At 72.4% G+C, this 20,760-nt stretch carries 15 protein-coding genes; 5 read left to right on the top strand and 10 right to left on the bottom strand.

All coding sequences use genetic code 11. From position 1 onward, the window contains the following. The first annotated feature begins 99 nt into the window (after positions 1-99). Positions 100-1,314, top strand: coding sequence for an amidohydrolase family protein (locus tag BIV01_RS05355; protein WP_071302150.1), 1,215 nt, complete (start codon positions 100-102; stop codon positions 1,312-1,314). Positions 1,315-1,433: 119 nt separating this feature from the next. On the opposite strand, the gene BIV01_RS05350 is transcribed toward BIV01_RS05355, so the two are convergent. From BIV01_RS05350 to aroA, 9 genes are all read right to left on the bottom strand, one after another. Beyond that, positions 1,434-1,967, bottom strand: coding sequence for an NUDIX domain-containing protein (locus tag BIV01_RS05350; RefSeq protein ID WP_071302149.1), 534 nt, complete (start codon positions 1,965-1,967; stop codon positions 1,434-1,436). A gap of 189 nt (positions 1,968-2,156) precedes the next feature. Beyond that, the gene (locus BIV01_RS05345) at positions 2,157-2,870 is read right to left on the bottom strand and encodes a M50 family metallopeptidase (RefSeq protein ID WP_071302148.1); all 714 of its coding nucleotides are present in this window, start codon (positions 2,868-2,870) and stop codon (positions 2,157-2,159) included. Further along, on the bottom strand, positions 2,867-3,001 hold the full coding sequence (locus BIV01_RS20335; protein WP_267484186.1) for a hypothetical protein: 135 nt from the start codon (positions 2,999-3,001) through the stop codon (positions 2,867-2,869). Before BIV01_RS20335 ends, BIV01_RS05345 begins: the two co-directional genes overlap by 4 nt. 29 nt (positions 3,002-3,030) lie before the next feature. Further along, positions 3,031-4,845 (bottom strand): glutamine--fructose-6-phosphate transaminase (isomerizing), encoded by a 1,815-nt coding sequence (gene glmS / locus BIV01_RS05340; RefSeq protein WP_071296173.1) that lies wholly within the window; start codon positions 4,843-4,845, stop codon positions 3,031-3,033. Positions 4,846-5,262: 417 nt separating this feature from the next. Next, positions 5,263-7,959: a helix-turn-helix transcriptional regulator gene (locus BIV01_RS05335; RefSeq protein ID WP_071302147.1), complete on the bottom strand. Its 2,697-nt coding sequence runs from the start codon at positions 7,957-7,959 to the stop codon at positions 5,263-5,265. A 663-nt stretch (positions 7,960-8,622) separates the two neighbouring features. After that, positions 8,623-9,405 carry an inositol monophosphatase family protein gene (locus tag BIV01_RS05330; protein WP_083294964.1) on the bottom strand — a complete coding sequence of 261 codons (783 nt, stop codon included), beginning with the start codon at positions 9,403-9,405 and terminating at the stop codon, positions 8,623-8,625. Positions 9,406-9,425: 20 nt separating this feature from the next. Next, positions 9,426-10,538, bottom strand: coding sequence for a hypothetical protein (locus BIV01_RS05325; RefSeq protein ID WP_139199226.1), 1,113 nt, complete (start codon positions 10,536-10,538; stop codon positions 9,426-9,428). A gap of 272 nt (positions 10,539-10,810) precedes the next feature. Next, entirely contained in the window at positions 10,811-11,857 is a 1,047-nt protein-coding gene (gene rsgA / locus BIV01_RS05320; protein ID WP_071296175.1) for a ribosome small subunit-dependent GTPase A, read from the bottom strand. Between the two features lie 4 nt (positions 11,858-11,861). Continuing rightward, on the bottom strand, positions 11,862-13,223 hold the full coding sequence (gene aroA / locus BIV01_RS05315) for a 3-phosphoshikimate 1-carboxyvinyltransferase (RefSeq protein WP_071302146.1): 1,362 nt from the start codon (positions 13,221-13,223) through the stop codon (positions 11,862-11,864). Between the two features lie 126 nt (positions 13,224-13,349). On the opposite strand from aroA, the gene BIV01_RS05310 reads away from it, so the two are divergent. The 3 genes from BIV01_RS05310 to BIV01_RS05300 are packed head-to-tail and all read left to right on the top strand — an operon-like array spanning position 13,350 to position 14,939. After that, positions 13,350-14,207: a sigma-70 family RNA polymerase sigma factor gene (locus tag BIV01_RS05310; RefSeq protein ID WP_139199225.1), complete on the top strand. Its 858-nt coding sequence runs from the start codon at positions 13,350-13,352 to the stop codon at positions 14,205-14,207. Then, entirely contained in the window at positions 14,204-14,446 is a 243-nt protein-coding gene (locus BIV01_RS05305; RefSeq protein WP_070416370.1) for a zf-HC2 domain-containing protein, read from the top strand. Before BIV01_RS05310 ends, BIV01_RS05305 begins: the two co-directional genes overlap by 4 nt. Before the next feature lie 52 nt (positions 14,447-14,498). After that, complete coding sequence (locus tag BIV01_RS05300; protein WP_070416369.1) at positions 14,499-14,939, top strand: GNAT family N-acetyltransferase; 441 nt, start codon at positions 14,499-14,501, stop codon at positions 14,937-14,939. Between the two features lie 33 nt (positions 14,940-14,972). Here the strand turns inward: BIV01_RS05300 and BIV01_RS05295 are convergent, their stop codons facing one another. Further along, the gene (locus BIV01_RS05295; RefSeq protein WP_175473640.1) at positions 14,973-18,722 is read right to left on the bottom strand and encodes a multifunctional oxoglutarate decarboxylase/oxoglutarate dehydrogenase thiamine pyrophosphate-binding subunit/dihydrolipoyllysine-residue succinyltransferase subunit; all 3,750 of its coding nucleotides are present in this window, start codon (positions 18,720-18,722) and stop codon (positions 14,973-14,975) included. 212 nt (positions 18,723-18,934) lie between these two features. Between BIV01_RS05295 and BIV01_RS05290 the strand changes: the two genes are divergently transcribed. Then, positions 18,935-20,374, top strand: a complete 1,440-nt coding sequence (locus BIV01_RS05290; protein WP_070416368.1) for a GuaB1 family IMP dehydrogenase-related protein — start codon at positions 18,935-18,937, stop codon at positions 20,372-20,374. Positions 20,375-20,760 lie beyond the last annotated feature (386 nt).

The following is a 20,760-nucleotide window of genomic DNA, read 5'->3' as shown; positions in this document are numbered from 1 at the left end:
GGTACTCTCGCAGGCTTCCCTCCGCGGTTCCCGTTTGCGGCGTTCCGTTACGGCGGGTCCCGCGCACACCCGGTGCGGCCGGACTGGCAGGGTGGGGGCATGGTGGACGAGGACGCGACCCTGATCATCCGCGACGTGCGCCCGTGGGGAGGGGAACGGGCCGACGTGGTCGTCACCGGCTCCCGCACCACCGCGGTCACACCCCCGGGCACCGTCCCGGCCGGCAGCGCGACCGAGGTGCAGGGTCGTGGGCAGCTCGCGCTCCCCGGGCTGGTGAACACGCACGCGCACGTCGACAAGAGCTGGTGGGGCCATCCGTGGGAGTCGTACGGCGGCGAGGGCGGGACCCAGGGCCGGATCGCCCACGAGCGCGCCCGGCGTGACGCCCTCGGGATCCCGGGCGAGGCCGTCGCGACCAGGGTCTTGCGGGAGTCGCTCCGCACCGGCACCACCCGGGTGCGCACCCACGTGGACGTCGACCTCGGCGTCGGACTCCGGGGCATCGAGGCCGTCCGCGCCGCCGGTGCCGCGATCGACGACGCGGTCGAGCTGTCGATCGTGGCGTTCCCGCAGGACGGCGTGCTCCGGCGCCCCGGCGTGCTCGACCTGCTGCGCCGTGCGGTGGAGGGTGGAGCGGACCACATCGGCGGCCTCGACCCGTCGCTCATCGACCGCGACCCCGTCGGGCACCTCGACGGCCTGTTCGACATCGCCGCCGACACCGGGTGCGGGATCGACGTCCACCTGCACGAGCCCGCCGAGCTCGGGGCGTTCTCGTTCGACTTGATCCTCGACCGCGTCGAGCGGCTCGGCATCGCGCCCGGCAGGGTCAACGTCGCGCACGGCTTCGCGATCGTCGACGTCGACCCGGTCCGGCGCCGCGACCTGCTCGCCCGGATGGCGGGCCTCGGGGTCACGATGACGACGGTCGCGCCGGTGCGCATGAAGCAGCTGCCGCTGCACGAGTTCGACGACGCGGGGGTGCGGTTCGGCTTCGGCACCGACGGCATCCGCGACCTGTGGAGCCCCTACGGCGACGGCGACGTGCTCGGCATCGCGTGGCAGTGGGCGCGGGCCGGCGGGGTGGTGCGGGACGAGGACCTGGTGCGGGTGGTCGAGATCGCGTCGCGCGACGGCGCACGGTTCGTCACCGACGAGGAGCACGACATCGTCGCCGGTGCCCGCGCGGACGTCGTCCTGATCGACGCGGAGAACCCGATGGACGCGCTGGTGCGCCGCGTGCCGCGGTCGCTCGTGGTGGCCGGTGGGCGGGTCGTCGACCCGGCGGAGCTGGCGCAGCACCCCTGGGAGTAGCGCGGTTCGCGCGGCGATCGCGACACTGCACCCGTCGATCGACGCGTGTCACGTCGGAAGGTGCGCACGCACCGGACTGGAGGCGCGGGTCGGCGCCGCCCCGCGCCTCCCGTCCGGTGTCAGTCGCGGTGCGCGACCGTGGCGACCACCGCGGCCAGGCGTGCGGGCAGCCCGGGCGCGAGGCCCTCGGGCAGTGCGTCGAGGGCGAACCACCGGACGTCGTCGCTCTCGTCGCTGACGGTGGTCGCCCGAGCGGGATCGACCACGGCGACGAAGCCGACGTCCCAGTGCGCGGCGCAGGCGAAGCCCCCGTGCAGGTCGTGACGGTCGAGATCGGCCACGGAGGTGCTGAGCAGGTCGAGGTCGGCGATGCCGGACTCCTCGCGGGCTTCGCGACGGGCGGCCTCGGCGAGGTCGCGGTCGCCCGGTTCGAGGTGTCCACCGAACTGCACCCAGAACCGGCCCTTGCGGTGCAGGCACAGCAGCACGCTCCCGAGGTCGGGCGAGAACACGAAGCACGACGCGGTGAGGTGCTCCGGGCCGCCGTCACGTCGGAGTGCCGCGTCGCCGTGGGTCCGCACGAACGCGAGGAAGCGCTCGCGATCGGGCGCGGACGTGCCGGCGAGGGCGGTGGTCACGTCGTCGAGGTGCATCGTGTCATCGTCGCATCGGTCGTTGCGCGCGCGGGGTTGCGACGACGTCGATGTCGTACGACAGCGGGCTCGTCGTTGCCGCGCGTGCGCAACTGTTGCGCGCGCGGGGGTGCGACGACGTCGATGTCGTACGACAGCGACGATGTCGTTCCGAGTCGGCCAACAACCCGCCGCCCGCCGCCGCCCGCGTCAGAACAGCGCGCGCACCCCGTCGGAGACGGTCGCCCACACCTCGAGCAGCGGACCGCGCGCAAGCCACACCGCGGCGGCGTTCACGGCGACGAACAGCACGAACCAGACCGTCGCCGGCACCCGCATCTCGGCCGCGGCGATGTGGAAGTCGGTCTGCACACGGGCTCCGGTCGCGAGCCACCGGGCGACCTGCACCACCGAGCGCAGCCCGTCCACGACGAAGAACGCACCGACCGCGGCGACGACGAGCACGGTCGTCTCGGACGGGCGCAGGGCGACCCAGAGCGCGAGCGCGTCGAAGCCGAGGACCACGAGGATCCCGAACCAGTTCCGAACGAACGCGAGCGCGACGAGCCCGACGACGCCGAGGACCACGACGGGCACCCACCTCGACCCGTGCAGCACCCCGGTGACGAGCAGCACGCCCGCCCAGAGCGGCGCGCTGTAGCCGGCGTACAGGTTCACGATCCGCACGAGCCACCGGATCGCGCCGGGGACGCGGCCGAGCTGGACCCAGGCCTCGCCCGAGCCGTCCGGGTGCAGCTCGATGCGCTGGATGCGTCCGCCGAACGGCACGACGACGACGGCGTGCCCGACCTCGTGCGCGATCGTCGCGGCGATGCGCGCCACCCGGCCGACGAACGGCACGAACGGCAGGACCGCGCCCACGAGGAGCGCGACGACGACGAGGGGCGGGGCTGCGGTGGTCAAGGGTCCAGGATCGCAGCACCGTCCGTGACGAACCCGGCAAGACCCTGGGGGAGCAACGACGGCACCAGCGTCGCGGCGATCACGATGACCGTCGCGACGATGGCGAGCGCCGTGAGGACGGCGAGGAACACCGTCAGGCGGTTGAAGCGCGTGTGCCTGGCTATTCGACCGTCACCGACTTGGCGAGGTTCCTCGGCTTGTCCACGTCGCACCCCAGCTGGAGCGCGAGTTCGCGGGCGAGCATCTGCAGCGGGACGACGGCCTCGAGCGGACCCCACGGTGCGGTCGCGCGACCCCAGGCGAGGTCGCCGACGATGCGACGGCCGAGTGCGGGGATGTCCGACCCCTCGCCGCCGATCGTGATGACGAACCCGCCGCGGGCACGGACCTCGGCGATGTTCGCCTGCAGTCGGTGGTCGCCGTGGTCGATGACGACGACCGGGGTGCCCTCGTCGACGAGGGCGAGCGGGCCGTGCTTCAGCTCGCCGGCCGGGTAGGCCTCGGCCCAGCGGTAGCTGAGCTCCTTGAGCTTGAGCGCGCCCTCGGCCGCGTAGGGCAGCCCGGCGCCGCGGCCGAGGAAGAGGAAGCCCGTCGCGTCCTTGACGCTCGAGACGAGCAGCGGGATGCGGTCGGCGGCGATCGCGGCGGCGTGGTCGATGCGGGCGGGGAGGTCGGAGAGCTCGCCGACGAGCGCAGCCGCGCGTTCGCCGTCGATCCGACCCGAGGCGACGAGCGCGGAGATCACCGCGGCGACGCCGACGACGACCTGCGCGGTGAACGTCTTCGTCGCGGCGACACCGATCTCGGGGCCGGCGTGGCAGTCGAGCACGGCGTCCGCCCGGCGGGCGAGGGACGAGTGCACGTTGTTCGTGAGCGCGAGCACCGGGTGCCGGTCCTCGAAGCGGTCGAGGGCGCGGAGGACGTCGGCGGTCTCGCCGGACTGGCTGATGGCGACCACGAGCGTGTCCGGGCCGAGCACCGCCTGGTCGGCCTCGCTCGCGACGACGATGTCCGTCGGCACGCCGCCGATCCCGCGCAGCGCGGTGGCGATCACCTGCCCGGCGTTGAGCGAGGTGCCGCACGCGACGATCGCCAGTCGGTGGAACCCGGGGAGCCCCAGGCCGACCCACATGCTGCCGTCGGCGGCCCGGCGGGCGACCCGGTCGAGGATCGAGGCGACGACCTCGGGCTGCTCCTCGATCTCCTTCGCCATGTGGTCCGGGTGGTCGCCGAGGTCGAGCGCGGTCGCGGCGAACGGGGACGGCGTCGGGAAGGGCACGGGGACCGTGACGCCGGAGGACGACCACGTCCAGGCCTCGCCGAGTTCGACGACGTCGCCGTCGCGGAGCGCCACGAAGGTCTCGCACCACTCGGCGATCGCCCCGATGTCGCTCGCCACGAAGTCGCCGCGGGCGGACCGTGCGACGACGAGGGGGGAACGCTCGGCCGCGACGACCATGCGGCCGTCCCGGGCGTCGAGCACCACGATCGCCCAGGAGCCCTCGAGCTGCGCGGTCGCGATCTGCACCGCGAGCATGAGGTCCGGGTCCACCGCGAGCGCCCGCTCGACGAGGTGCGCGATGACCTCGGAGTCGACGTCCGACGAGAACACGTGGCCCTGGCGCTCGAGCGTCGCACGGAGCCGGTCGGCGTTCTCGACGATGCCGTTGTGCACGATGCTGATCCGGCCGGAGCAGTCGGCGTGCGGGTGCGCGTTCGCCTCGCGGACCACGCCGTGCGTCGCCCACCGGGTGTGCCCGATGCCGACCCCCGTCAGCGCGTCGCCGGAGCGTGCGGCGACGAGCGTGCGCAGGTCACCGACGCGCGACACGGACCGGATGGTCTCGGTGCCGCCGTGGGCGGTCCGGACGGCGATGCCCGCCGAGTCGTACCCGCGGTACTCGAGTCGTTCGAGTCCGTCGAGCAGGTAGGGGGACGCGTCGTCGGTGACGCGGGCCGCGATGATGCCGCACATCTGGTTTCCCTTCGGGTGGGAGGAGCAGCTCGGGTGGGGGAGGGAGGAGCCTTGCGGCACCGACCGCCGTCGGGTCTGCCGTGCGTCCGGTCCGCCGGCCCGGGCCGCCGCCCGTCCTCGGATCAGGCGAGGACGGACGACGGCGTTCGTGGGCCGACGGTTCGGGTACCGGACGGGGTACCACGGGCGGGCTCCCGGAGGAGCACGGCGGTCGGTGCACGAGAAGCATCACCCGCCGGTCGGTGACACGGCAACGGTCGTCGCCCGCTCTTGCGGTTCACCGCGAGCGGTCCCCCGTTCGGAGGACAGGGCGTGCGGAGTCCCGCAACCCGCATCCACGGCCCACACCGACGACGAACGGGAGGCGCGGTGCCAGCTGGCACCGCGCCTCCCGTCCGGTGGTGGGTCGCGTCTCGACTACGTGAGCAGCGCGACCAGGTGCGACCGCGAGCGCGCTCCCACCTTGCGGTAGATCTGCGTCAGCCGCAGCTCCACGGTCCGCTGCGACATGAAGAGCGACGAGGCGATCTCGCGGTTGCGGTACCCCTCCGTCACCTTCTGCACGACGGCGCGCTCCTCCGCGGTGAGCGAGGTGAGCACGGCAGAGGCGTCCGGCGCGCTGCGCGGCGTCCCGGGCATCTGCGCGGACAGCACCGGCCCGGACCGGAGCGACGTCGGCGAGCCGAAGACCGGCATCGCGACCGTCGCGGCCGGGGTGGCCAGCGGACGCCGGAGCCCCGCCGCCTCGTACGCCGCCGCAGCGGCCGCACCGAGGCGCGGACGCTCCGTCGGGGTCCCCACGGCAGCGAGTGCCGCGAAGGTCCGAGCACGTTCGAACTGCGAGTCGTGCGGCTGGAACAGCTCCAGTGCACGGCGACGCGCGGTGTCACGGGTGGTGTCGTCCGCGACGAGCGCGAGGCTCCGCGCCAGGACGAGGGCGCCCCAGCGCGACGGGCGGGCGTGGTGGTCCGCCGCGAGCCGCGCGGCGATCGCCCGGGCGTCGTCGATCCGGTCGAGGCGCGAGTACGCCTCCACCAGGTCGCCGAGGTGCCGGAGCACCGCCGGGTTCCGCAGCGAGCGACCGATGGCGTCCGCCGCCTCGAGCGAGGCCGCGGCCTCGTCGAGCCGACCGTCGAGCAGCAGGACCCGACCGCGCAGGGCGTGCAGCTTGGCGGTCGCACCCCACAGACGGTTCGTGGAACGCTGCGCGAGGCACCGGTCGAGGACCTCGAGCGCCTCGGGGGAGCGCCCCTCGGCGAAGTGCCGCCAGGCGAGCGCGATGGCACGGGACGGCTCACGGAGCCGCTCGACCACCGACGACCCGGCTTCCCACACGTCGATCGCGCGGAGCGCCTGCCGGAAGTTGCCGGAGCGCACCTCGTTCTCGGCGGACAGGTAGCGGGCGGCCTCGGTCCAGACCGGCATGGCCTCCTGTCCCCGGGCGAGGACGAGGGCGAACACGCGGCGGGCGCTGCGGTACCGCTCGGCGATGCTCAACGCGTGGGCGAGGAGCAGCAGCGCCGGGTCGGACATGCCCACCAGCGTCGTGGTGGAGAGCCCGTCGTGGAGCGCCGTGTCGGCCGGGAGGGTCCCGTCGACCGCGGCGATGAGCTCGTGCGCGGTCTCCGTGATCTCCAGGGTGTGCTGCGACGCGGACCGCTTGAGCGGCTCGGCCCGGGCGAGGAGGTCCCTGGCGTGGTCGAGCTCCCAGGCCTCGGCCCGGAAGCACGCGACCATCGCGAGGAGCCCACCGAGCGCGTCCGCCTCGGCGGCGTTCTCGGGGTCGACCGGCACGAGGAGCTCGTCCGCGTGCACGGCGTCGCCGCTGAGGTACTGCACCGAGTACGACAGACGGAGCCGACGGGTCTCGTCCGCCGTGGAGCGGAACGGCCGGATCGCGGCGAGGTACCGCGCGGCGAAGCCGAGCAGCCGGTTCGCCAGCAGGGCCTCGGCGACACCGAGGAGCGCAGCGTGCTCGTCCTCGTGCCCCGAACCGATGTGCAGAGCGCGTTCGGTGAGCACGACCGCGGCCTGGGCGTTGCCGTCCACCACGTACGAGCGGGCTGCACGGAGCAGCGCGACCACGTCCGGGACGTCGTCGACGAAGCTGCGGTGCCACGCGGCCGCACGCGGGTCGGACTCGGCGCTCGCCGCGGCGAGTTCCGTGTGCGCGGCCCGACGGTCCCGTGCCGGCATCCGCCAGTACAGCGCGGAACGGACCAGGGGATCGCGGACCGAGACGGTCTGCCCCTTGACGGTCGTGAGTCCGGCGTGTGCCAGGTCGTCGAGCTCGTCGCGGTCCCAACCGGTGGTCTTCGCCACGGGGACGAGGGCCAACCGCGCCAGGACGTCCAGATCGCGTCCTGCTGCGGAACCGAGCACCAGGGCCGCGATGGCCTCGGTGGTCGGGGTCGGTCGGAGCGGCAGCACGAGCGGCTCGGAGCCGTTCAGCTGCTCGCGACTGAGCACGGCGAGCTGCTCGCGCAGTGCGCCGGGGTTGCCACCGGTCTCCTCGGCGAGGACGGCGAGGACACCCTCGTTCGCCTCTTCCGGAGCCATGTCACGGGCGAGCACGAGTGCTTCGTCCGAGGGCAGCGGTTCGATCCGGAGCGTCGGCAGGGCCGCGAGCGGTCCCGCCGGCGGCACGGTGCGGACCGTGGCGACGACGCGCAGTGCGGTGCCGGCGAGCCGCGACGCGAGGAACGCGATGAGCTCCTGGCTCTCCACGTCCATGCGGTCGAGGTCGTCGATCAGCACGAGCGTCGGCGGCAGGGTGAGGGCGTGCACGGCGTCGAGGAAGTCGTGCGCCGCCGCCAGCCCCGGCGTCTGCCGGTCGACGGGTGCGCTCCCCTGGAGGAGGTGCGCGATGTGGGCCGTCGCACGGGGATCGTCGAGTGCGGTGAAGAGCGAGGTCACGCCGGCCAGGGGCCAGTGGGACTCACTCCCGTTCACTCCGACGCGTACGACGGGGAGGGAGACGCGGTTGGACACCGCGTCGAGGACGCTGCTGCGTCCGGAACCAGGGTCGCCGACGACGACCATCGCGGACTCACGAGGGAGTACAGCGAGGGTCGCGATCCGGTCGACCTCGAGACGGCGACCGGTGAGTGCCATGACTCACCGGCCTCCGGGCCCGGAAGCGGATGCAACGGAGGAGAGGGACCGGTCGGAGGCACGGCGGGTGACCGCGCGCAGAGCCGGACGTGGGGCACGCAGGGAAGAACGCGTGCCGGAGCAGTCGGAAACGGAATGCGGATGACGAGTGAGGGTGCACTCGGTTCCGCTCGGGAACGATGAAGTCATCGTCTGTATCACCCCTCGGGTTAGGGTCTTCGGACGAAGCACGACCGGTCTGGCATCCCGTTCGGAGCTAGGGACTCCGAAGCGGCACCTGACCTGTCGCCTGAAAGCAAGATAACTCAGGTTCTGGCTCGGATGGCCGGTCTCCGCAATCCGATGTCCACCCTCGGTGTCCCCAGTCCGGGGGGCCACGTGCCCCCTCGGGGGGTGTTCCGGGATCGGTTGCGGCGATCCGCGGTACGAAACCGGGGTACAGCCGGTGTCCGCCGCAGGGCCGACCCGCGGGGTGGGTGCGTCGGTCGAGTGTTCGTGCCGACTCGGAACGACAACGCCGATGTCGGACGACGTCGATGGTGTCGCTTCCGGGCGGCCGCAACGGTTGCGCGCGCGGGACTGCGACGAGGCCGCTGTCGTACGACGTCGACGATGTCGCTTCCACGCGGCCCCAACAGGTGCACGCGCCGGGCGTTCGGGCCGTCAGCGGCGGATGACCTCGACCACGGCGTCGTGCACGAGTCCGTTCGTCGCGAGGGCGCTGCCGTGCCAGGGGCCGGGATCGCCGTCGAGCGAGGTGAACCGGCCACCGGCCTCCTCGACGATCGGCACGAGCGCGGCCATGTCCCACGGCTTGAGGTCGGGTTCGCCGGCGACGTCGAGGACGCCCTCGGCCACGAGCATGTACGACCACATGTCGCCGTAGGCCCGGGTACGCCAGACCCGACGGGAGAGCGTCACGAGGGCGTCCAGGCGGTCGTCGTCGTCCCACTGCTGGATGCTGTTGTAGCTCAGGCTGGCCTCGGCGAGCGAGTCGACGCCGGAGACGTGCAGGGGACCGTCGAACGAGTGCGCGCCGAGCCCCTCGGCCGCCCACCAGCGCTTGCCGAGGGCGGGTGCGCTCACGACGCCGAGGACCGGGCGCCCGTCCACCGCGAGCGCGATGAGGGTGGCCCAGACCGGGACGCCGCGGAGGTAGTTCGCGGTGCCGTCGATGGGGTCGACCACCCACTGGCGGTGGCCCTCGCTGACGGCCTCGGCGCCGGTGTCCGCGGTGGTCTCCTCGCCGAGGAAGGCGTCGTCGGGACGCTCGGCGCCCAGCCGCTCGCGGAGCGCTCGTTCGACCGCCTGGTCGGCATCGGTGACGTGCGTGCTGTCGGCCTTCTTCGACACGTGCAGGTCGGCGGCGCGGAACCGCTCGAGGCTGATCGCGTCGGCGGTGTCGGCGAGGGAGCGGGCGAAGTCCAGGTCGGCGCTGAGGTCCACGGTCGCCAGCGTAGCGGGGGCTACGCCGCCACGACCTCTTCCTCCTCGAGGGCGGTGACCTCGCGCTCGCGGGCGATGCGGGCGCGGCGGGCGACGAGACCGTGCACGACGACGCAGAGCAGCACGGCCGCGGCGAGCCACAGCGCCAGCACGAGCGACGACCGACCGAGCGAGGCGCCCGGGAAGTACTGCAGGTCCTGCGCTGCCTGCAGCCAGGCGGCACCGCTCCAGAACGTGTTGAGGCCGGCGAAGAACCCCGGCTGGAACGCCGGCTGGAAGATGCCACCGGACGACGTGAAGTTCAGCATCACGAACAGCATCGTGAGGATCGGCGTCGTCCACCGGCCGAGCAGCGGGTGGAGGCCGACCCCGAGCGCGACGATGATCGCGTCGTACATCCAGGCGAACAGGAAGATCTCCCACCGGTTCGTCGTGATGATGCCGTACAGCGGACCGGCGATGAGGATGCCGATGCCCGCGACCACTCCGGCCGTCGCGAGGCCGGTGACGGCGGTCCACAGCGGTCGCAGCCGGGTGGCGAAGGCGGCCACCGCGATCGCGGACGCGTAGCCGCCGACGCTCAGGGCGACGAGCAGGAAGAACAGGCCCTGTCCGGTGGTGTCCTCGTCGCCGGAGGGCACGACGTCCTGCACCGTGAAGGGCAGGTGCGACCGGTAGGCGATCGGCATGAAGATCTTCTGGGCCGCGCTCGCGGTGGTCTCCGACGCCGCGGTCGAGACGTAGAGCGTCGCCCCGGTCGCGGTCGGTGCGTAGACGGCGGCGAGGTCGCGGTCACGGACCTGGCGCTCGGCCTCGGCGGTGGAGGACACGACGTGGGTGACGAGGGCGCCGTCCGACTCGTCCGTGACGGTCTGCGCGAACACCTGGGTCGCCGCACCCTGTCCGACGATGCCGACCGGGAGGTCGTGCGGCGTCGGGGCGTGGAAGGCGCCGAGGTAGGCGAGACCCATGCCGATCGCGAGGAAGAGGGGCACGAGGATGTGCGAGCCGAAGCTCAGCAGGGTGCGACCGAGGCTCTGCGGACGGAGCGTCGACGGGCCGTTCGGCTGACGCGGGGCCCTGGAGGCCCGAGGCGCGGCGTGCGAGTGGGTGTGGGCGGAGGTGGTGTGCACGTGCGACGTCGTTGTCGTCATGGGGGAGGACGGGGCGTCGACGGCGGGGGTCGGCGCAAAGTTGTACTTTGCAACTTCAGACACGAAGGGTAACTGTACAACGTCGGTGCACACCTGTCGACCCGGGTACCGCCGCGCACGGTGCGGTGCCGGCGCCGGAGTGTGCGAGCCTCCGCACACCGTGGGAGGGCGCCGGCGTCCCACCGAGCGCGGAACCTCGCACACTGCGCGAGGCACGAGGCGCGAGGCGCGAGGCACGTCGGCGCCCCGCGCTACTCCGTACCCGGGTCCTCGGCACCCATGCCGGTCAGCAGCGCGCGGAACGAGTCGAGCCGCTCGACCCCGGTCGACCCGAGCTCGCCGGCCTGCACTCGGTCGACGATCTCCCAGTCGTGCGCCTGGGAGAGGGGGATCCCGTCCACCGGCTCGCGGACGGGCACGGCGTGCGAGGCGAAGGCACGGAACACGTTCGCCGGGTCGACGTGTCCGAGCCCGAACGACCGGACACCCGGGGTGTCGATGATCCACCCGCCGTCCCGCACCTGCAGCGCGATCGACGACGACGAGGTGTGCCGTCCCCGACCGGTCACCGAGTTGACGACCCCGGTGGCCCGGGAGGACCCGGTCAGCGCGTTCACGAGCGTCGACTTCCCGACGCCCGAGTGCCCGACGGTCACGGTCACCTTGTCGTCGAGGACCTCGTGCAGGGCGTCGAACGGCACGTCGTCGGAGCGGCTCGTCACGATGCGCAGGTCGAGGCAGGCGAAGTGCGCGAGGAACTCGGTGGGATCGGCGAGGTCGGTCTTCGTGATGCAGAGGATCGGGTCGAGGCCGGCGTCGAACGCCGCCACGAGGTACCGGTCGATCAGTCGGGTGCGCGGCTCGGGGTCGGCGGCGGCCACGACGATGAGCATCTGGTCGGCGTTCGCCACGATGACGCGCTCGACCTCGTCGGTGTCGTCGGCGCTCCGGCGCAGCAGCGTGGTGCGCTCGGCGACCTTCACGATGCGCGCGAGGGAGCCCGGTTCGCCGGAGACGTCGCCGGCGAGGTGGACCGTGTCGCCGGTGACGACGGACTTCTTCCCCAGCTCGCGGGCCTTCGTGGCCGTGATGACCCGGTCCCCGACGAGCACGCCGAAGCGCCCGCGGTCGACGTTCGTCACCCACCCCGTGGGGGCGTCCTCGTACGTCGGACGGACCTTCGTGCGGGGGCGGTTGCCCTTCGGGTTGGGTCGGACCCGGACGCTCGACTCGTCGTACTGCCCGTACGGCTCGTCCGCGTCGGAGTCGTCACCGTCGACGTCGTCCCACCAGCTCATCGCGTCAGACCCACATGGCCCCGGTCGCGACCAGGGCCGCCCACAGCTCGGGGAACTGTGGCAGCGTCTTCGCGGTCGAGCCGATGTCGTCGACGGCGACGCCGTCGACGACGAGACCCACGACCGCGCCGGCCGTCGCCATCCGGTGGTCGTCGTACGCGGCCCAGTCGCCGCCGTGGAGCGCGGCAGGCTCGATGCGCAGGCCGTCGTCGAGTTCGTGCACCGCGCCTCCCGAACGGTTGACGTCCGACGCGAGCGCGGCGAGACGGTCCGTCTCGTGCCCACGCAGGTGGCCGATCCCGGTGATCTCGGACGGGCCGTCGGCCAGGGCCGCCAACGCGACCAGGGCAGGCGCGAGCTCGCCGCCGCGGCTGAGGTCGAGTTCGAGACCCGGGAGGGAGGCGCCACCCCGGACCCCGACGCCGCCGTCGAAGACGAGGTCGTCGCCGTCCCGCGTGACGGTCGCGCCCCACAGGGGGAGGAGCCGCTCGAGGTCGGCGCCCACCTGGGTCGTCGCGGTCGGCCAGGTGCGGATGCGGACGGTGCCGCCGGCGACGAGCGCCGCCACGGCGAACGGCGCGGCGTTCGACAGGTCGGGTTCGATGGTGACGTCGCGGGCGGCGATGGGTCCGGGGTGCACGACCCACTCGCCGACCGCGGGCTCGTCCACCCGGACACCGCGGGCACGGAGGGCGGCGACGGTCATCTCGATGTGCGGCATGCTCGGCAGGCGCTCGCCGACGTGCGTGAGGTGCAGGCCCTCGTCGAAGCGCGGGGCGGAGAGCAGGAGCCCGGAGACGAACTGCGACGAGGCGGAGGCGTCGATCGAGAGCGATCCGCCGCGGACCGAGCCGGTGCCGGTGAACGAGAACGGCATCGCGCCGCCGCCGTCGTCGGTGACGTCCACGCCGAGGTCGACGAGCGCCTGGATGATGGCGTGCATCGGCCGCTTGCGGGCGTACGGGTCGCCGTCGACCGTGACCGGCCCGACCGCGAGGGCGGCGAGGGGCGGCAGGAAGCGCATCACGGTGCCGGCGAGTCCGCAGTCCACCCGGACGTCGCCGTGCATCGGCGCCGGTGTGATCCGGAGGTCGGGGCCGTAGGGGTTCGGGGTCGCACCGGGCGCCGGCGGGACCTCGTCGATCCCGACGCCGAGCTGCCGGAGCGCCTCGACCATGAGCGCCGAGTCGCGCGAGTGCAGCGGCAGCCGGATGGTCGACGGACCGTCGGCGAGGGCGGCGAGGACGAGTTCGCGGTTGGTGAGCGACTTCGACCCGGGCAGCGACACGTCGCCGTGCAGCGGACCCCGCGCGAGCGGGGCGATCCAGGGCTCGGTCCGGGACTGGGAATGCGTCGTGACTGCCATCGGTTCACAAGGGTACTGAACGCACCGGGAGGATCAGTGGCGACAGCGACACTCGCACGACCGCGGACGACTCTGCCCGCCGTGCCGACGACGCTCGGGAGCACCGTCGGCCTAGACTCGACGGCGATGACGACCGACGAACCGCACGCAGCACCGCACGACCTGGTCGAGGAGACCGAGGCGCAGCTCGACGCGGTGTCCGAAGAAGCAGCACTGCGCGAGGACGAGGCCGGCGACCGCGAGGACGAGGCCAGCGACCGCGAGGACGAGGCCAGCGACGACGAGGCCGGCGACGACGAGGCCACCGCGGTCGACGTCGTCGACGCGAAGACCGTCTCCGAGGCCGAGCTCCGTTCCCTCTTCGAGGACCAGGCGCTGCCCTTCATGGACCAGCTCTACGGCGCCGCGATGCGGATGACCCGCAACCCGGCCGACGCGTCCGACCTCGTGCAGGAGACGTTCGTCAAGGCCTTTGCTGCGTTCCGCCAGTTCAAGCAGGGCACGAACCTCAAGGCCTGGCTGTACCGCATCCTCACGAACACGTTCATCAACACGTACCGCAAGAACCAGCGCAACCCGTACCAGGGCACGATCGACGAGCTCGAGGACTGGCAGCTCGGTGGCGCGGAGAGCGTGACGCAGTCGATCTCGGCGCGCTCTGCCGAGGCCGACGCCATCGACCACCTGCCGTCCTCCGCCGTGAAGGACGCGCTGCAGGCCATCCCGGAGGACTTCCGGATGGCCGTCTACTTCGCCGATGTCGAGGGGTTCTCCTACCAGGAGATCGCCGACATCATGAAGACCCCCGTGGGGACGGTCATGAGCCGCCTCCACCGTGGCCGCCGGCTCCTCCGCGGGCTCCTGGCCGACCACGCACGTGAGACCGGCATCGTCCCGGACGCAGCGTCGACGGCGACGATGCGCGGACGAGGCCGGAAGGTTGCCGCGGCGTCGAGCCGCGTCGAAGGGAAGGAAGCGCGATGAGCGGCTGCGACTGCTCGAAGGCGAAGGCCGAGCTCGAGGAGTTCCTGCACGGGGAGCTCTGCCGCGAGGACGCGGCGGACATCCGTGAGCACATGGACGACTGCGAGGACTGCACGACCGAGCACCGTGTCGGCGTCGTCCTCATCGAGACGGTCCGTCGCGCGTGCAAGGAGACGGCACCCGAGGAACTCCGTACCGAGATCCTCGCCCGCATCCGCCTGGAGCAAGCCACCCACTGAACGTCCTGGCAGCCGTCGTCACACGCACGGGGCTGTCGGTAGTGTCGCGGGCATGACCCTCTCCGTCGAGTCGATCACCACCTGGTCCGACACGGACGTCGCCGACGTCGCCGCCCTCGTCCGACTGCTCGGCCACGAGGTCGACGACGCCGCCATGCGCGCCCGCCTCGAACGGCTCACGCCCGAGGCCGGCCACCGGACGTGGGTGGTGCGGGACGACGACGGTCGTGCGATCGCGGTCGCTGGCGCGCAGGTCACGTGGGCGTACGCGAGCGACGAGCCGACGGCGCAGCTGCTGCTGATGGTGGTCGACGAGTCGGCCAGGAGGCTCGGCACCGGTTCGGCGCTCATCGGCACGTTCGAAGCATGGGCGGTCGAGCAGGGCGCACGTCGCCTCAGCGCCGTCAGCGCTGCGGCCACGGACAGCGCGCACCGGTTCTACCAGAAGCGCGGGTACCACGACGCCGGGGTGCGCTACACGAAGATCGCGTAGCGCACCCCGGCGTCAGGGGTCCGGCGTCGGGCGTCAGCCCAGCGCTCGCGTGATGACGTCGGTCGCTTCCTGTGCGGAGCGCTTCGACGACCCCGTGGCCGGCGCGGCACTCGCCGGACGGGCGGCGACCGACAGCGGCCGACCGTCGAGGTGCGGCGACAGGTTCATGCACACGAACGGCCAGGCGCCCTGGTTCTCCGGCTCTTCCTGCGCCCACACGACGTCGGCGCCCGGGTAGCCCGCGAGCACCTGGAGGATCTGCTCGAGGGGGAGCGGGGCGAGCTGCTCGAGCCGGACGAGGGCGACGTCGGTGGCGCCGCGCTTGTCGAGCTCGGCGCGCAGGTCGTGGTGCACCTTGCCGGAGTGCAGGACCACCCGGCGCACCGCCGACTTGTCGGTCACGCGGTCGTCGTCGAGGACCTCGGAGAAGGTGCCGCTCGTGAACGCGTCCACCGGGCTCGTCGCCTGGCGGAGCCGCAGCATCGCCTTCGGGGAGAACACGATGAGCGGCTTCTGCGGCCGCTCCCACGCCTGGCGTCGCAGCAGGTGGAAGTACGACGCCGGGGTCGACGGCCGGGCCACCACCATGTTGTCCTCGGCGCAGAGCTGCAGGTACCGCTCGATGCGCGCCGACGAGTGGTCCGGTCCCTGGCCCTCGTAGCCGTGGGGGAGCAGGAGCACGAGGCCCGAGCGCTGTCCCCACTTCTGCTCGGCGGAGGAGATGAACTCGTCGATGACGGTCTGGGCGCCGTTCGCGAAGTCGCCGAACTGCGCCTCCCAGAGCACGAGTGCCTCGGGACGCTCGACCGAGTAGCCGTACTCGAACGCCATCGCCGCGTACTCGCTGAGCAGCGAGTCGTAGATGTACAGGCGGGCCTGGTCCTCGGTGAGGTTCGCGAGGGGCAGCCACTCCTGACCGTTCACCCGGTCGTGGAAGACGGCCTGGCGCTGCACGAAGGTGCCACGGCGGGCGTCCTGCCCGGCGAGCCGGACCGGCTTGCCCTCGACGAGGATCGACCCGATGGCCATGAGCTCCGCCATCGCCCAGTCGACGCCGCCGTTGCGGGTCATGTCGGTGCGCTTGGACAGGAGCTGCTGGAGCTTCGGGTGCACCTGGAAGCCCGCGGGCGGGTTGCTGTGCGCGTCGCCGATGGCCCGGACGAGTTCCTCGGACACGGCGGTCTCGTGCACCTCGACCTCGGAGTCGTCGCGCTGCGCTGCCGGTCGTTCGAGGCCCTGCACGGCGCCGTCGTCGTCGACCGTGATGACCGGGATCGTGCCGGTCTGCGCCTCGTGCGTCTCGGCGAAGGCGCGTTCCAGGCGGTCCTGGAAGTCGCGGTGCGCCTCGTCGTACTCCTCTTGCGTGATGTCGCCGCGGCCGACGAGGGCCTCGGTGTAGAGGGTGCGGACGGAGCGCTTCGCCTCGATGAGGTTGTACATGAGCGGCTGCGTCATCGACGGGTCGTCGCCCTCGTTGTGTCCGCGGCGGCGGTAGCAGATGAGGTCGATGACGACGTCGCGGTGGAACTCCTCGCGGTAGGCGAAGGCGAGCTCGGCGACGCGGGCGACGGCCTCGGGGTCGTCCCCGTTCACGTGGAAGATCGGCGCCTGGATCGTCTTCGCGACGTCGGTGGAGTACACCGAGCTGCGGGCCGACTCCGGCGGGGTGGTGAACCCGACCTGGTTGTTGATCACGAGGTGCACGGTGCCGCCGGTGCGGTAGCCGCGCAGCTGCGACATCTGCAGGGTCTCGACCACGACGCCCTGACCGGCCATCGCGGCGTCGCCGTGGACCAGCACGGGCAGGACGCCGAACGTGCCGGGGGCCTGCCGGTCCTGCTTCGCGCGGACGATGCCCTCGAGCACGCCGTCGACGGCCTCGAGGTGGGACGGGTTCGCGGCGATCGTCACCGGGATGGCGGTGCCGTCGCTGGCGCGGAACACGCCCTCGGTGCCGACGTGGTACTTCACGTCACCCGAACCCTGGCCCGAGACGGCGCCGGGGAGCGACGACCCCTCGAACTCGCGGAAGATCTGGCCGTAGGTCTTGCCGGCGATGTTCGTCAGCACGTTGAGCCGGCCGCGGTGGGCCATGCCGATCGCGACTTCTTCGAGGCCGGCGGTCGCCGCGCGCTGGATGAGCGAGTCGAGGAACGCGATGGTGGACTCGCCGCCCTCGAGCGAGAAGCGCTTCTGGCCGACGTACTTCGTCTGCAGGAAGGTCTCGAACGCCTCGGCCTCGTTGAGCTTGCCGAGGACCCGGAGCTGGTCGTCCTTCGACGGCTTCGAGTAGGGGACCTCGATGTGCGCCTGCACCCAGCGACGCTGTTCCGGGTCCTGGATGTGCATGTACTCGATGCCCACCGTGCGGCAGTAGGCGTCGCGGAGGATCCCGAGCACGTCGCGCAGCGGGGCGTTCGTCGTGCCGGCGAGCCCGCCGGTGACGAACTCGCGGTCGAGGTCCCAGAAGGTCAGCCCGTGGCTCTCGATCTCGAGGTCGGGGTGGGTGCGCTGCCGGTACTCGAGCGGGTCGATGTCCGCCATGAGGTGCCCGCGGACACGGAAGCTGTTGATGAGCTCCTGCACACGCGCCGTCTTGTTCACCCGGTGCGCGAGGTCGACGTTGATGTCGTTCGCCCACTGGATCGGCTTGTACGGGATCCGGAGCGCCGAGAAGATGCCCTCGTAGAAGCCGTGCTCGCCGATGAGCCGCTCGTGCACCTTCTTGAGGTACTCGCCCGACCCCGCACCCTGGATGACGCGGTGGTCGTAGGTGCTCGTCAGCGTGATGGTCTTACCGATGCCGAGCTCGACGAGGGTCTTCGCCGCCGAGCCCTGGAACTGCGCCGGGTACTCGAGGGCACCGGCGCCGATGATGGCACCCTGCCCCTTCGTCAGGCGCGGCACCGAGTGGACCGTGCCGATGCCGCCCGGGTTCGTCAGCGAGATCGTCGTGCCCTGGAAGTCGGCCGGCGTGAGCTTGTTGTCACGGGCACGCTTGACGAGGTCCTCGTAGGCGGAGAGGAACTGGCCGAACGTCAGGGTCTCGGCGCGCTTGATGCTCGGGACGAGCAGGGAGCGCGAGCCGTCCTTCTTCGGGACGTCGATCGCGATGCCGAGGTTGACGTGCGCGGGCGCCACCACGAAGGGCTTGCCGTCGCGCTCCTCGTAGAAGACGTTCTGACTCGGGAAGTCCTTGAGCGCCTGCACCATCGCCCACCCGATGAGGTGCGTGAACGAGATCTTGCCGCCGCGGGCCCGACGCAGGTGGTTGTTCACGACGATGCGGTTGTCGATCATCAGCTTCGCCGGGATCGTCCGCACGCTCGTCGCGGTCGGCACCGTGAGCGAGGCGTCCATGTTCGAGGCGAGCGTCTTCGCCATGCCCCGGAGCGGGGTCGCCACGTCCTCGTGGGTCTCCTCGTGGTCGTCGGCCTCGTCGTTGGCCTCGGCCGGGATCGGCTGCGGCGTGGGCTGGCGCGACGTGGTCTTCGCCTGGATCGGCCCGGACTTCGCCTCGCCGGGGGCGTCACCGGTCGCGGGCTGCTGGGTCGTGGACTGCTGCTGCTCGGAGGCGGCCGGAGCAGCGGGGGCGGAGGGGGACGGAGCCGGTGCGGACGCGTCGCCACCCTGCGTGCGGTGGTAGCTCTCGAGGACCGGCCACCAGGACTTGTCGACGGACTCCTTGTCGGCGACGAACTGCTCGTAGAGCTCGTCGACGAGCCACTCGTTCGCCCCGAATTCGCCCGCGGTCTCGTCCGTTCCGGTCAGATGGCTCGACACAGCCGATCGCCCACTCTCCGTCGATAGATGCTCGTGTGTGTCGTGCGCGGCAACCCTGCCTCGCACAGGTCCCAAGCCTAGCCGCTCGCAGATGACCGTTCGGTGTCAGGCGGGGGCGGGTCGCGCCTCCCGACCGGGTGTCGCGCGTGTCGCACCGGAGGCGTGCCGAGCCGCCCAGACCGGCCACCCTGGGGAGCCGTACAGTGGGGCCCATGAGGTTCTACGAGACGCGGCCGACACACGACCTGACCTACTCCGACGTCTTCCTCGTCCCCAGCCGGTCGGCGGTGACGAGCCGCTTCGACGTGGACCTCTCGGCGAACGACGGGTCCGGTGCGACCATCCCGATCGTCAGCGCCAACATGAACTCGGTCACCGGGCCGCGCCTCGCCGCGACGCTCGCCCGACGCGGTGGCCTGGGCGTCCTGCCGCAGGACATGCACCTGCAGGACCTCGACGCCGCGATCCGCTGGGTCAAGGACCAGCCGGTCGACTTCGACACCGCCTACGACATGGGCGCGCACACCACGGTCGCCGAGGCCCTCGAGCAGCTCCTGCCCGTCGCCGGACGGGGCGTGGTCGTCCGCGACGCCGCCGGCGAGTACCTCGGCTGCGTCCCCGCGGGGCGCCTCGGCGACGCGGGTCCCGACGCCACGCTCGGCGATCTGCTGCACGGCGCCTCCACCGCGATCGACGCCGAGGACGCCGGCACGCCCCGGCACGTGTACGACGTGCTGACCGCGGCCGAGGTCGACTTCGCGCCGGTCATGCGGCACGGCAAGGTCGTCGGCACGGTCAGCCAGACCAGCGCGATCCGCTCGGACATCTACCGGCCGGCCGTCGACGCGTCCGGACGCCTGCGGGTCGCCGCCGCGATCGGCATCAACGGCGACGTCGCCGCGAAGGCGCAGGCCCTCGCGGCCGCCGGCGTCGACGTGCTCGTCCTCGACACCGCGCACGGCCACCAGGAGGGCATGCTCCGCGCCCTCCGCACCGTCGCCGCCCTCGGCCTCGACATCCCGCTCGTCGCGGGCAACGTCGTCACCGCCGACGCGGTCGCCCACCTCGTCGAGGCCGGCGCGACCATCATCAAGGTCGGCGTCGGACCCGGCGCCATGTGCACCACGCGCATGATGACCGCCGTCGGTCGCCCGCAGTTCTCCGCCGTGCTCGAGACCGCCGCCGCGGCCCGGTCGCTCGGCGCGCACGTGTGGGCCGACGGCGGCGTCCGGTACCCGCGCGACGTGGCGCTCGCCCTCGCCGCCGGCGCGTCCGCCGTGATGATCGGCTCGTGGTTCGCGGGCACGCTCGAGGCGCCCGGAGTCCTCCGTCGCGACGCCGCGGGCAAGGCCTACAAGGAGAGCTGGGGCATGGCCAGCGCCAAGGCCGTGCGGGAGCGCTTCGAGCGCCTCGACCCCTACGAGCGGGCCCGCAAGGCGCTCTTCGCCGAGGGGATCTCGTCGTCGACGATCTACCTCGACCCGGAGCGGCCGAGCGTCGAGGACCTGCTCGACATGATCACCACCGGTGTCCGCAGCTCGGCGACGTACGCGGGGGCGTCGTCCCTCGCGGAGTTCTCCGAGCGGGCGCTCGTCGGCATCCAGTCGGCCGCCGGCTACGAGGAGGGCAAGCCGCTCCCCGTCAGCTGGTAGCGCAGCGCCCGGCCCGGCCCGGCGGGGCGCGGCGCGGCGTCGCGCGGGGGCGAGTTCCGCGCCCTCGCGGGCGCTTCGGCGAAAGCGACAGGCGCCCGCACGATCGCGCCGGGGATCTGTCGACCTGGCGGCAGGGACGACGACGACCGGCGGGACCATGTCGCTCTGGCGGGGTGGTCGCGACGATGAGCGGACTGGAGGCGCGGTGCCAGCCTGAACCGCGCCTCCAGTCCCTCTCCGCACGCGAAAGCGACAGGTGCCCGCGCGATTGCGCCGGGGATCTGTCGACCTGGCGGCAGGGACGACGACGACCGGCGGGACCGTGTCGCTTTGGCGGGGCAGTGGCGACCACGGGCGGACTGGAGGCGCGGTGCCGGCTGGCACCG

The sequence above is a fragment of the Curtobacterium sp. MCBA15_013 genome (genome assembly GCF_001865095.1).
Taxonomy (GTDB): domain Bacteria; phylum Actinomycetota; class Actinomycetes; order Actinomycetales; family Microbacteriaceae; genus Curtobacterium.
This window is presented reverse-complemented; position numbering and strand designations above follow the sequence as displayed.